Origin of the sequence: Thermomonas fusca (assembly GCF_005862345.1) — a bacterium.
Taxonomy (GTDB): Bacteria; Pseudomonadota; Gammaproteobacteria; order Xanthomonadales; family Xanthomonadaceae; genus Thermomonas; species Thermomonas fusca.
The window spans coordinates 39,870-52,761 of record NZ_SROY01000007.1 but is presented as its reverse complement, the minus strand read 5'-3'; the positions used below and the strand labels follow the sequence as shown (position 1 = coordinate 52,761).

Annotated in this window: 11 protein-coding genes and 1 pseudogene; 10 read left to right on the top strand and 2 right to left on the bottom strand. The window is 69.3% G+C overall.

The annotated features are described in order from the left end of the window. Window positions 1-50 precede the first annotated feature (50 nt). The gene (gene cysS / locus E5S66_RS12620; RefSeq protein ID WP_138349789.1) at window positions 51-1,448 is read right to left on the bottom strand and encodes a cysteine--tRNA ligase; all 1,398 of its coding nucleotides are present in this window, start codon (window positions 1,446-1,448) and stop codon (window positions 51-53) included. A gap of 104 nt (window positions 1,449-1,552) precedes the next feature. Between cysS and E5S66_RS12615 the strand changes: the two genes are divergently transcribed. The 10 genes from E5S66_RS12615 (at window position 1,553) to E5S66_RS12570 (ending at window position 11,932) form a co-directional block, all read left to right on the top strand. Continuing rightward, on the top strand, window positions 1,553-1,996 hold the full coding sequence (locus E5S66_RS12615) for a hypothetical protein (protein ID WP_138349787.1): 444 nt from the start codon (window positions 1,553-1,555) through the stop codon (window positions 1,994-1,996). Window positions 1,997-2,263: 267 nt separating this feature from the next. Then, window positions 2,264-3,265: an N-acetylornithine carbamoyltransferase gene (locus tag E5S66_RS12610; protein ID WP_138349785.1), complete on the top strand. Its 1,002-nt coding sequence runs from the start codon at window positions 2,264-2,266 to the stop codon at window positions 3,263-3,265. A gap of 40 nt (window positions 3,266-3,305) precedes the next feature. Next, window positions 3,306-4,526 carry an argininosuccinate synthase gene (locus E5S66_RS12605; protein WP_138349783.1) on the top strand — a complete coding sequence of 407 codons (1,221 nt, stop codon included), beginning with the start codon at window positions 3,306-3,308 and terminating at the stop codon, window positions 4,524-4,526. Beyond that, on the top strand, window positions 4,519-5,637 hold the full coding sequence (locus tag E5S66_RS12600; RefSeq protein WP_138349781.1) for an acetylornithine deacetylase: 1,119 nt from the start codon (window positions 4,519-4,521) through the stop codon (window positions 5,635-5,637). The genes E5S66_RS12605 and E5S66_RS12600 overlap by 8 nt, the downstream gene beginning before the upstream one ends. After that, a complete protein-coding gene (locus E5S66_RS12595; protein WP_425472235.1) occupies window positions 5,634-6,980 on the top strand; it encodes an acetylglutamate kinase in 1,347 nt (448 codons plus the stop codon). Before E5S66_RS12600 ends, E5S66_RS12595 begins: the two co-directional genes overlap by 4 nt. Next, window positions 6,977-7,939, top strand: coding sequence for an N-acetyl-gamma-glutamyl-phosphate reductase (gene argC / locus E5S66_RS12590; protein WP_138349777.1), 963 nt, complete (start codon window positions 6,977-6,979; stop codon window positions 7,937-7,939). The genes E5S66_RS12595 and argC overlap by 4 nt, the downstream gene beginning before the upstream one ends. Further along, complete coding sequence (argH, locus tag E5S66_RS12585) at window positions 7,936-9,228, top strand: argininosuccinate lyase (RefSeq protein WP_138349776.1); 1,293 nt, start codon at window positions 7,936-7,938, stop codon at window positions 9,226-9,228. The genes argC and argH overlap by 4 nt, the downstream gene beginning before the upstream one ends. Before the next feature lie 26 nt (window positions 9,229-9,254). Continuing rightward, window positions 9,255-9,494, top strand: a complete 240-nt coding sequence (locus tag E5S66_RS12580) for a YciI family protein (RefSeq protein WP_138349873.1) — start codon at window positions 9,255-9,257, stop codon at window positions 9,492-9,494. Window positions 9,495-9,497: 3 nt separating this feature from the next. Continuing rightward, window positions 9,498-10,667 (top strand): glutamate 5-kinase, encoded by a 1,170-nt coding sequence (gene proB, locus E5S66_RS12575; protein WP_138349774.1) that lies wholly within the window; start codon window positions 9,498-9,500, stop codon window positions 10,665-10,667. Then, complete coding sequence (locus E5S66_RS12570) at window positions 10,664-11,932, top strand: glutamate-5-semialdehyde dehydrogenase (RefSeq protein WP_138349772.1); 1,269 nt, start codon at window positions 10,664-10,666, stop codon at window positions 11,930-11,932. Before proB ends, E5S66_RS12570 begins: the two co-directional genes overlap by 4 nt. On the opposite strand, the pseudogene motB reads toward E5S66_RS12570, so the two are convergent. Then, window positions 11,829-12,889 (bottom strand): annotated as a pseudogene (gene motB / locus E5S66_RS12565) (flagellar motor protein MotB); the annotation flags it as partial. The gene E5S66_RS12570 and the pseudogene motB sit on opposite strands and share 104 nt — an antisense overlap. Between the last annotated feature and the right edge of the window lie 3 nt (window positions 12,890-12,892).

Genomic DNA, 12,892 nt, shown 5'->3' with positions numbered 1-12,892 from the left:
CATGGATGGCCGGGCGTTCGGAAGCGCAGCCGGTGCCGATAGGGCACCGGCTATGCGCGCTTCCTCACCCATCTGACACCCTGCGGCGTGTCTTCCAGCAGGATGCCTTCGTCGGCCAGCTGCTGGCGGATGGCGTCGGCGCGAGCGAAGTCGCGGGACTTCTTCGCCTCGATGCGTTCGTCGATCAGGCCCTGGATGCGGCCGTCGTCGCCATTGTCAGCGCCGCGCGCGAACCATTCCGCCGGAGTCCGCTGCAACAATCCCAGCACCTTGCCTGCGCCCAGCAGCTGCGCTTTCAGTGCGGCTTTTTCTTCAGCCGATGCGGCCTTGCGCGCCTCGCCGGCGATGCGGGCGATTTCCGCCAACGCGGCCGGGGTGTTGAGGTCATCGTCCAGCGCGGCCTCGATGCTGGTCGGGGTGGCGGGCTCGGCTTCGACATCGACCAGATCGCGCAGGGTTCCGTACAGCCGGTCCAGCGTGCGCACGCACTGCTCGATCAGCCCGTCCGACCATTCCAGCGGCTGCCGGTAGTGGGCGCTCAGCAGCGCGTAGCGCAGCGCTTCCGGCGGGTGCCGCTGGACCAGGTCGTGCACGCGCTGGATGTTGCCGACCGACTTGGCCATCTTGGCGCCGCCGAAGTTCAGCATGCCGTTGTGCAGCCAGAACCGCGCGAACGGCTTGCCGCCGTGCGCGCATTCGCTCTGCGCAACTTCGTTCTCGTGGTGCGGGAACGCAAGGTCCACGCCGCCGGCGTGGATGTCGATGGTCTCGCCCAGGTGCGCTTCGGCCATCGCCGAGCATTCGATGTGCCAGCCCGGACGGCCGCGGCCCCAGGGCGATTCCCAGCCCGGCAGGTCGTCGCTGGAGGGCTTCCACAGCACGAAATCGCCGGCGTCGCGCTTGTACGGGGCCACTTCCACCCGCGCGCCGGCCAGCATTTCGTCGGTGTCTCGGCGCGACAGCTTGCCGTAGCCGTCGAAGCTTCCCACCGCGAACAGCACATGGCCTTCCGCCGCGTAGGCGTGGCCATCGGCGATCAGGCGCTCGATCATCGCGATCATCTGCGGCATGTGCGCGGTGGCCGCCGGCTCGATATCCGGGGCGAACTCGCCGGCAACGCCCAATGCGGCCATGTCCTCGCGGTAGGCGGCGGCGTATTTGTCGGTGATCGTGGAGATCGGCGTGCCCAGCTCCTTCGCAGCGGCGTTGATCTTGTCGTCCACGTCGGTGATGTTGCGGGCATAGCGCAGACCGCCGTAGCGGCGCCGCAGCAGCGCGGCCAGCACCCCGAACACCACCGGCCCGCGGGCGTTGCCGATGTGCACGTAGTTGTAGACGGTGGGCCCGCACACGTACATGGTCGGGCAGTCGGGCGACAGCGGTGCGAACGGTTCGGTCCGGCGGCTCAGGGTGTTGTAGAGATGCAGCGAGGTCGTCGAAGGGCTCATGGCGGCGGGCGCGTGGGGTGCGCCATTGTAGCGGGCGGGCAGTACCGGCCGCGGCGACAGCGACGATTCAGGCGGTTGCTGCCGCGGGCCGATAAACTCCGCGCATGTCCTTCACCCGCAACCTCGCCGCGTTCTGCCTGCCTGCGGGCCTGCTCGCGGCGGCCGTGGCGTTCGCGCAGGACACGCCGCGCGAGGTGGTGCTGCCGGCCGAGAACGTGCGTTACGACTACGCGCAGGTGCTGTCGGTGCGACCGGTCTACCAGACCCTGCGCACCACCGCGATGGAACGGGTCTGCGACCCGCGCGAGCCCGCCATCAGCGCCACCCTGGCGCGGGTGATGAGCGCGGTGCGCAGCCGCAGCGCCGCCGACAGGGCCGAAGAGGCCAGCAGCTGCCGGATGGAGCCGGTGCTCAAGGAGCATCGCCGCACCATCGCCTACGACGTCGATTACATGTACCGCGGCAGCAAGTTCCGCACCCGCATGGATCGCGACCCCGGCAACCGGCTGCGCATCCGGGTTTCCATCGCCCCCCAGCCGTTCGACTGATCGCTTGCGCCGGGCCTGCCGGCATGCGAGCATTCCGTCCCGATGAACGCCCACCTCGCCACGCGCCACGCTGACTCCGCCCGGATGGCCTCCGGCATGACGTCGCGCGCGCGCCGACCGGAACCCTCACATCCCGCTGGGTAATCCGGACGCGTTCTCGTGCTTCACCATCCGAACCCAGCCCCCAGGCTGGGTTTTTGCGTTTTGGCGTGCAGGATGCGCAGTAGCGGCCAGCCCCCAGACTTCCTCCCACCGAGCCCACCCCCCATGAAGCACTTCCTCAATACCCAGGACTGGAGCCGCGCCGATCTGGACGCGCTGCTGGCGCAGGCCGCGGCGTTCAAGCGCAACAAGCTGGGCGACGCATTGAAGGGGCGCTCGATCGCGCTGGTGTTCTTCAACCCGTCGATGCGCACCCGCACCAGCTTCGAGCTGGGCGCGTTCCAGCTGGGCGGCCACGCCATCGTGCTGCAGCCCGGCAAGGACGCCTGGCCGATCGAGTTCGACCTCGGTACGGTGATGGACGGCGATACCGAGGAGCACATCGCCGAGGTGGCGCGGGTGCTGGCGCGCTACGTCGACATGATCGGCGTGCGCGCGTTCCCGAAGTTCGTCGATTGGGCGGTGGATCGCCAAGACCGCGTGCTGAAGGCGTTTGCCAAGTACTCGACGGTGCCGGTCATCAACATGGAGACCATCACCCATCCCTGCCAGGAGCTGGCGCATGCGCTGGCGCTGCAGGAGCACTTCGGCAGCAACGACCTGCGCGGGAAGAAATACGTGCTGACCTGGACCTACCACCCGAAGCCGCTGAACACCGCCGTGGCCAACTCGGCGCTGACGATCGCGACCCGCATGGGCATGGACGTGACCCTGCTGTGCCCGACCCCGGAGTACGTGCTGGACGAGCGTTACCTCGGCTGGGCCAACCAGAACATCGCCGAGAGCGGCGGCTCGTTCCAGGTCAGCCACGACATCGAAAGCGCGTACAGCGGCGCCGACGTGGTCTACGCCAAGAGCTGGGGCGCGCTGCCGTACTTCGGCAACTGGGCACCGGAACAGCCGATCCGTGAACGCTTCAAGCACTTCATCGTCGACGAAGCCAAGATGGCGCTGACCAACGACGGCGTGTTCTCGCATTGCCTGCCGCTGCGCCGCAACGTGAAGGCCACCGACGCGGTGATGGATTCCCCGCGCTGTATTGCGATTGACGAAGCCGAGAACCGCCTGCACGTGCAGAAGGCCGTCATGGCCGCGTTGCTGCGCTGAAGTCTCCCTTTTCCCTCCCGTCTTCCCCTCGGACACCCTCATGACTCCCCCCAACGACTCCCGCGACATCGTCCTCGCCTTTTCCGGTGGCCTCGACACCAGCTTCTGCGTGCCCTACCTGAAAGAGCAGGGCTGGAACGTGCACACCGTGTTCGCCGACACCGGCGGCGTGGACGCCGAGGAGCGCGCGTTCATCGAGGCGCGCGCCGCCGAGCTGGGCGTGGCCAGCCACGTCACCGTGGACGGCGGTCCGGCGATCTGGGACGGTTTCGTCAAGCCGTTCGTGTGGGCCGGCGAGGGCTACCAGGGCCAGTACCCGCTGCTGGTGTCCGACCGCTACCTGATCGTCGATGCGGCGCTGGCGCGCGCCGCCGAGCTGGGCACCAATGCGATCGCGCATGGCTGCACCGGCATGGGCAACGACCAGGTCCGCTTCGACCTGGCGGTGAAGTCGCAGGGCAACTACCGCATCGTGGCGCCGATCCGCGAGATCCAGAAGGAGCACACCCAGACCCGCGCGTATGAGCAGGCCTATCTGGAGGAGCGCGGCTTCGGCGTGCGCGCCAAGCAGAAGGCCTACACGATCAACGAGAACCTGCTGGGCGTGACCATGTCCGGCGGCGAGATCGACGCCTGGGAAGCGCCGGGCGAAGGCGCGCGCGGCTGGTGTGCGCGGCGTGCGCAGTGGCCGGAGGACGTGCTGGAGGTGACCCTGCGCTTCGTCAACGGCGAGGCGGTGGCGCTGGATGGCAACGAGCTGCCGGGCGAGAAGATCCTCGCCAAGCTCAACACCATGTTCGCCCAGTACGGCGTCGGCCGCGGCATGTATACCGGCGACACCACCATCGGCCTGAAAGGGCGCATCGTGTTCGAGGCGCCGGGCCTGGCCGCGCTGCTGGCCGCGCACCGGGCGCTGGAGGAGGCGGTGCTGAGCAAGCAGCAGAACCGCTTCAAGCCGGACGTGGCGCGCAAGTGGGTGGAGCTGGTCTATGAAGGCTTCTTCCACGATCCGCTGAAGGCGGATCTCGAGGCGTTCCTCGCCTCCTCGCAGCGCACCGTCAACGGCGAAGTGGTGCTGCGCACCAGCGGCGGCCGCGTCGATGCCGTCGCCGTGCGTTCGCCGCACCTGCTGCACGCCAAGGGCGCGACCTACGCGCAGAGCGCCGACTGGGGCGTGGAAGAGGCGGAGGGCTTCATCAAGCTGTTCGGGATGAGCAGCACGCTGTGGGCGGAAGTGAACGGCGGGCAGGGCGGTGGCTGAGATGCTCGACGCGGTCCTGCGTCATCTCGAAGCGCTGGTGTCCTATGACACCCGCAACCCGCCGCGCCTGATCGGCACCGGCGGGATCTTCGACTACCTGCGCGCGCAGCTGCCGGAGTTCCGCTGCGAGGTCACCGACCATGGCGACGGCGCGGTTTCCCTGCTGGCCGTGCGCGGCAACCCGCGGCGGGTGTTCAACGTGCATCTGGACACGGTGCCGTCATCCGCCGCGTGGACGGCTGACCCGCTCCGTCTGCGGGTCACGCCGGACCGTGCCATCGGCCTCGGTGCCTGTGACATCAAGGGCGCTGCGGCCGGGCTGCTGGCAGCCGCCAACGCCACCACCGGCGACGCCGCGTTCCTGTTCTCCTCCGACGAGGAAGCCAACGACCCGCGCTGCATCGCCTGGTTCCTGAAACAGAATGCCCTCGCCCGCGACCACGGCTTCAACGAGGCGATCATCGCCGAGCCCAGCCGCTGCGAGGCGGTGCTGGCGCATCGCGGCATCAGTTCGGTGCTGCTGAAGTTCAAGGGCGAGGCCGGGCATGCGTCCGGCGCCAACGCGATGAATACCAACGCGCTGCATCAGGCGATGCGTTGGGGCAGCAGTGCGCTGGCGCTGGTAGAGGGCGAGGCCGGCGCGCGCTTCGGCGGGTTGACCGGCCTGCGCTTCAACATCGGCAAGGTCGAGGGCGGGATCAAGGCCAACGTGATCGCGCCGAGCGCGGAAGTGCGCTTCGGCTTCCGCCCGCTGCCGTCGCACGACATCGACACGCTGCACGCGCGCTTTCGCGCCTGTGCCACGGACGGTGCGCTGGGACGCTATGAAGAAACCTTCCGCGGGCCTTCGCTGCCAGCCGGCGACATCGCGACCGCCGAGGAACGCCGCCTGGCCGCACGCGACCTGGCCGACGAACTGGGCCTGCCGATCGGCAATGCGGTCGATTTCTGGACCGAGGCCTCGCTGTTCTCGCAGGCCGGCCTGACCGCCTTCGTTTACGGTCCCGGCGACATCGCCCAGGCCCACACCGCCGACGAATGGGTGGCGCTTGCGCAATTGCAGCGCTACGCCGAGTCCATCACCCGCATCCTTGGAACCGATCCCTCGTGACCCCGATCCTCTCCCCGCACGCCGTGCACGATCCGCAGACCCGCCAGACCATCGTGCGGCTGCTGTCCAGCATGGGCAGCGCGAAGGAAATCTCGCAGTACCTGAAGCGTTTCTCCCAGCTCGACGCGGCGCGTTTCGCCGTGGTCAAGGTGGGGGGCGCGGTGCTGCGCGACGACCTCGACGCGCTGGTGTCCTCGCTGGCCTTCCTGCAGGACGTGGGACTGACCCCCATCGTCATCCACGGCGCCGGCCCGCAGCTTGACGCGGAGCTGTCCGCCGCCGGCATCGAGAAGAAAACCATCGACGGCCTGCGGGTGACTTCGCCCGAGGCGCTGGCGATCGTGCGCCGCGTCTTCCATGCGCAGAACCTGAAGCTGGTCGAGGCGCTGCAGGCGGCGGATGCCCGCGCCACCTCGATCGTGTCCGGCGTGTTCGAGGCCGATTACATGGATCGCGAGCGCTTCGGGCTGGTGGGCGAGGTGAAGCGCGTCGACCTGGCGCCGATCCAGGCCAGCCTGCAGGCCGGCTCGATCCCGGTCATCGCCTCGCTGGGCGAAACCGTGGGCGGGCAGATCCTCAACGTCAACGCCGACTTCGCCGCCAACGAACTGGTGCAGGTGCTGCAGCCGTACAAGATCGTGTTCCTGACCGGCACCGGCGGGCTGCTGGATGCCGACGGCCAGGTCATCGATTCGATCAACCTGTCCACCGAGTACGACCACCTGATGCAGCAGCCGTGGATCGAAGGCGGCATGCGGGTGAAGATCGAGCAGATCAAGGACCTGCTGGACGGGCTGCCGCAGGCGTCCTCGGTGTCGATCACCCGGCCCGACGAGCTGGCCAAGGAGCTGTTCACCCACAAGGGTTCGGGCACGCTGGTGCGGCGCGGCGAGCGTGTGCTGGAAGGCGCGGCCTGGAGCGATTTCGATCTGGGGCGCTTGCGCGGGCTGATCGACTCGGCGTTCGGGCGCAGGCTGCTGCCGGACTATTTCGAGACGACGAAACTGCATCGCGCCTACGTCAGCGAGAACTACCGCGCCGCGGTCATCCTCACCCGCGAAGAGGCCGGCGTGTACCTCGACAAGTTCGCGGTGCTGGACGAGGCGCAGGGCGAGGGCCTGGGCCGGGCGGTATGGCTGGTGATGCGCGAGCAGAACCCCGCGCTGTTCTGGCGGTCGCGCCACGGCAACCCGGTCAACGCGTTCTACGACGCCGAATCCGACGGCTGCATCAAGCGGGAGAAGTGGAAGGTGTACTGGTATGGCGAAGCGGGCTTCCCGCTGATCGAGCGTTATGTCGCGCTGTGCGCGCAGCGGCCGGCCACGCTGGAGGAACCGCGGTGAGCCGGCTCAAGGTGGGCCTGGTCGGCGCGCGTGGCCATACCGGCGCGGAGCTGATCCGCCTTTTGGCCGCGCATCCGCGCTTCGAGTTGGCGTTCGTGACCTCGCGCGAGCTGGACGGCCAGCGCGTGGCCGACCACAACGCCGGCTTCGCGGGCGAGCTGCGCTACAGCTCGCCCGACTACCGCGACCTGCCGGGGCTGGGCGCCGACGCGGTGGTGCTGGCGCTGCCGAACGGCAAGGCCGCGCAGATCGTCCAGCAATTCGATGACGCCGGCGCCGATCCCGTCATCATCGACCTGTCCGCCGACTACCGCTTCGATCCGTCCTGGTACTACGGGCTGCCGGAGCTGACCCGCACGCGCTATGCCGGGCAACGGCGCATCAGTAATCCCGGCTGCTACGCCACCGCGATGCAGCTGGCGATCGCGCCGATGCTGAACGTGCTGGACGGGCCGGTGCAGTGCTTCGGCGTCAGCGGCTATTCCGGCGCCGGCACCACGCCCAGCGACAGGAACAATGTCGAATTGCTGCGCGACAACCTGATGCCGTACGCGCTGGCCGGCCACGTGCATGAGCGCGAAGTGCCGCACCAGCTGGGCCATCCGGTGGAGTTCATGCCGCACGTCGCCCCGCATTTCCGTGGCATCACCTTGACCGCCAACCTGCACCTGTCGATCGCGTTCGAGCGCGAGGAAGTGCTGGCGCGTTACCGCGGCCGCTACGCGCAAGAGCCGCTGGTGCGGGTGCAGGACGAGGCGCCGTGGGTCAGCCGCATCGCCGGGAAACATCACGTCGAGATCGGCGGCTTCACCCTGTCCGGCGACGGCAGGCGCCTGGTGGTGGTGGCCACCGAGGACAACCTGCTCAAGGGCGCGGCCACGCAGGCGCTGCAGAATCTCAACCTTGCCTTCGGGCTGGACGAACTGGCCGGCATTCCGGTGCAGGAGGAGGCGGCATGAGCGATCTTCTGTGGCAAAAACCCGGGGTGGCGGTGGACGCCGGCATCCAGGCCTTCCTGGCCGGCGACGACGTGCTGCTGGACCGTGAATTCTTCCTGCACGACATCAAGGCCAGCGCCGCGCACGCCGAAGGCCTGCAGCGCATCGGCATCCTCACCCCCGAGGAGCTGGGCGGGCTGAAGCGCGAGCTGGCCAACCTTGCCGACGATTTCCGCAGTGGCGTCTTCGTCCTCGACGAGCGCTTCGAGGACGGCCATTCCGCCATCGAGGCGCGGCTGACTGAACGGCTGGGCGATGCCGGCCGCAAGATCCACACCGGCCGCAGCCGCAATGATCAGGTGCTGGTGGCGACGCGGCTGTGGCTGAAGGAGAAGCTGGCGCGGGTGGCGCAGCTCTCGCGCGACATTGCGAAGGTTGCACTGGACCGCGCCGAGGCAGAGAAGGAGCTGCCGATTCCCGGCTACACCCACATCCAGCGTGCGGTGGTGTCATCGGCGGGCATGTGGTGGGCCGGCTGGGCCGAGGCCTTCATCGACGATGCCGTGCGCGCCGCCGACACGCTGGCGCTGGTGGACTGCAATCCGCTGGGGACCGCCGCCGGCTACGGCGTCAACCTGCGGCTGGACCGCGAGCACACCACCCGCGCGCTGGGCTTCGCACGCATGCAGGTGTCGCCGATCTACGCCCAGCTTTCGCGCGGCAAGTTCGAGCTGGCGGCGCTGGAGGCCCTCGGCGGCGCGACGCTGGACCTGCGTCGCATCGCATGGGATCTGTCGCTGTTCACCAGCGCCGAGTTCGGCTTCATCGCGCTGCCGGCGCAGTACACCACCGGCAGCTCGATCATGCCGAACAAGCGCAACCCCGACGTGATCGAACTGATGCGCGCCACCCACGCCAGCGTGGCCGCGGCGCGTACCGAGATCGAACAGCTGCTGTCGCTGCCGTCCGGCTACCACCGCGACTTGCAGAGCAGCAAGGGCGCGATCTTCCACGGTTTCGGTCGTGGCCTCGCCGCGCTGGAGCTGTTGCCCGCGCTGTTGGCCAACCTCGACTGGCGCGAAGACCGGCTGCGCGCGGCGATCGACTCCGGCATGTACGCCACCGACGTGGCGGTGGAAGCCGCGATTGCCGGGGTGCCGTTCCGCGAGGCCTACAAGGCCGCGGCGGCAAGCAGTGAAACGGCCGGGCAGGGGCGCACGCCGGAAGGCTCGCTGGCGGCGCGTACCTCGCCGGGTGCGGCGGCCGATCTGCGGCTGGACGCGTTGCGCGCGCGCTGGGAGGCATCGTGAGTGCCGGGATCGTGCGCCATCTGGTGATGGTCATGCGCCGGCCCGGTTTCGATGTCGGCCTGCTGCCGGCGCATGCGGCGTTCCTCGACGAACTGCGCGCGCGCGGCGTGCTGGAAACCAGCGGCGGTTTCAGCGACGGCAGCGGCGGGGCCTACCTGCTGCGCGGCATCGCCGACCTGGAGGAGGCGCGCAGCATCGCGGCATCCGATCCGCTGGCGATCCACGGCGCGTCGGACATCGCCGTCCACGAATGGAAGACGGGTTGAACCATGGACACGCAGGCCTTCCTCCCACAGGTTTTGCCGGCGTGGAAGCGCGCGGTGCTGAAGGTGGGCAGCAGCCTGCTCGCCGCCGAAGGTGGCGGCCTCAGTCCGCGCTTCGCGTTGGGGCTGGCGCAACTCGTGCTGGAAAGCCGGCAGGCCGGACGCGAGGTGGTGATTGTTTCATCGGGTGCAGTGGCGGCCGGGCGCGCGATCCTGCCCAGGGCCGGCGACGCCGCGCCCACCATCGCCGCCAAGCAGGCGCTGGCGGCGCTGGGGCAGGCGCAGCTGATCGCGTTGTGGCAGCGCTTCTTCGACGCGCCGGTGGCACAGGTCCTGCTGACCCATGACGACCTGCGCGACCGCCGCCGCTACCTCAATGCGCGCAGCGCGCTGCTGGAGCTGTTGCGGCTGGGCGCGGTGCCGGTGGTCAACGAGAACGACACGGTTGCCGTCGATGAGCTGAAGCTGGGCGACAACGACAACCTCGCCGCCGCGGTCGCCTCTCTGGTGGACGCCGACCTGCTGCTGATCGCCACCGATATCGCCGGCCTGTACAGCGGCCACCCCGGGCGCGACCCCGCTGCGCGCCCGGTGGCGCGCATCGAGGCGGTCACGCCAGCGGTGCTGGCCATGGCCGGCGATGCCGGCGCGCTCGGTACCGGCGGCATGCGCACCAAGCTGGAAGCCGCGGCCAAGGCGGCGACCGCGGGCATCTCCACCGCGCTGTTCAGCGGTCGCGATGGCGCTGCCGTGGCGGCGCTGGGGCAGGGCAGGCTGCACGGCACCCTGGTCAGTGCACAGGGCAGCCGCCTGCGCGCGCGCAAGCAGTGGCTGCGGCATGCGCCGGCCGCGGGGGTGCTGCAGATTGACGAAGGCGCGTGCGCGGCATTGCTGCGCGGCGCTTCGCTGCTGCCGGGCGGCGTGCGCGCGGTGGCCGGCGACTTCCGTCGCGGCGACGTGATCGAGGTGCGAGCCGCCGACGGCAGCGTGCTGGCGCGCGGGCAGGCGCAGTACAACGCGCAGGACGCCGCGCGCATCGCCGGTCGCCACAGCCGCGAGATCGAGGCCGTGCTCGGCTTCCGCTACGACGAAGCGATGATCCACCGCGACGATCTGGTCCTGCTGCAGGCGGCCGGCCAGACGCCCATCGACAGCAACGGGGAGACCACGGCATGAGCGGTTACGTGCGCGAGCTGGCACTGGCGGCGCGCGCGGCGCAGGCGACGATCGCCGCGACCGACGCGGCAACGCGGCGCGCATTGCTGGAAGGCATGGCCGAGCGGCTGCTGGACGGGCAGGACGCGATCCTTGCCGCCAACGGCGGCGATCTGGAACGTGCACGCCTGGCCGGGGCAGGCAAGGCGACCCTGGACCGCCTCGCGCTCAGCCCCGAACGTGTGCGCGGCATGGCCGAGGCGCTGCGCGAGGTGGCCGCGCAGGACGATCCGCTGGGCGAAGTGACCCGCCGCGACGTACGTCCGAACGGGCTGGTGGTCGAACGCCAGCGCATCCCGCTGGGGGTGGTGGCGATGATCTACGAAGCACGACCGAACGTGACCGCCGAGGCGGCGGCACTGTGCCTGAAAGCCGGCAACGCCGTGCTGTTGCGCGGCGGCTCCGAGGCGGCCGCCAGCAATGCCGCCATTGCCCATTGCCTGCATGCGGGGCTGCGCGCTGCCGGGTTGCCGGAAGCGGCAGTGTCGCTGGTCGCCGACACCGCGCGCGAACACGTGCTGGAGCTGCTGCAGCTCAGCGACCTGATCGACCTGGCGATCCCGCGCGGTGGTGAAAGCCTGATCCGCTTCGTCGCCGAACACGCGCGGGTGCCGGTGATCAAGCACTACAAGGGCGTCTGCCACCTGTACGTGGACCGCGCCGCCGACCCGGACCTGGCGCTGGGCCTGCTGATCGACGGCAAGACCTCGCGTCCCGGCGTCTGCAACGCGCTGGAAACCCTGCTGGTGCATCGCGACATCGCCGCGGCGTTCCTGCCGCGCGCGCTGGCGGCGCTGCGGGCCAGCGGGGTCGAAGTTCGCGGCGATTCCGCGACCCGCCGGTTCGATCCCTCACTGGCCGAAGCCGGCGAGGACGACTACGCCGCCGAATTCCTCGATCTGGTCATCGCCATCCGCGTGGTCGATTCCATCGACGAGGCGATTGCCCATATCCATCGTTACACCTCCGACCACACCGAAGTCATCGCCACCGACGATCCGGCGGCGGCGCAGGCGTTCGTCGACGCGTTGCGCAGCTCGGCGGTGATGGTCAACACTAGCTCGCGCTTCAACGACGGCGGCCAGCTCGGCCTGGGCGCGGAGATCGGCATTTCCACCACCCGCCTGCATGCCTATGGGCCGATGGGGGTGGAGGCGCTGACCATCGAGCGATTCGTGGTGCGCGGGCAGGGCCAGCGCCGGCATCCCCTGCCGGGCGGCAATTGAACCGCCCCGCGCCGCTCAGCCGCCCGGCTTCGCCGCGGTTGCCTGCGTGGCGGTGGACGCCTGCGCCGGCGGCACCGGCATGGCCTGGTTGCGGTTCAGCGCGGCGTCTTCCGCGGCCTTGGTCATCACCACGATGCTGATGCGGCGGTTGATCGGGTTGAGCGGATTGATCGCGTCGAACGGCACCGCTGGCCCGAAGCCGACCACGCGCACCACCTTGGCCGCGGCCATGCCGCCTTCCAGCAGCGCGCGGCGGGCGGCGTTGGCGCGGTCCGCGCTCAGCTCCCAGTTGCTGTAGCCGATGCGGGTTGCGTAGTTGGCGGTATCGGTATGCCCGGCCAGGCTGATGCGGTTGGGAACCCGGTTCACGAACCCCGCGATCTCATGCAGGATCTCGCTGGTATAGGGCATCAGCTGGGCGCTGCCGAGGTCGAACATCGGCCGGTTCTGCTTGTCCACGATCTGGATGCGCAGGCCTTCCGGGGTGAGGTCCAGCAACAGCTGGTCCTTGAACGGCTCCAGCGCCTGGCTCTTGCTGATGGCTTCCTCCAGTTCCTTCTTCAGCGTTTCCAGCCGCTGCTGTTCCAGCTTGCGCTGCTGCGCATCGCTGGGCTGGTCGGCGGGGTTGCGGGTGAATTCATCGCCCGGCCCCTTCGGCAGGTCCATGGTGCCGCCCAGCTTGATCATGGAGTTGCTGGCGCCGCCGGGCCCGCTCATGCCGGGGGCCGGGGCGGGGCTCGCGCCGGCGATCGGGCTGGGATTCTTGAAATAGTCGGACACCGCCTCGCGCTGTTTGGTGGTCAGCGCACCGACCAGCCACATCACCAGGAAGAACGCCATCATCGCGGTGACGAAGTCGGCATAGGCCACTTTCCAGGAGCCGCCATGGCCGCCGCCGCGCTGGACCTTCTTGATCCGCCGAACGATGACGGTGGGTTTTTCGTCCTTGCCGGCCATGGC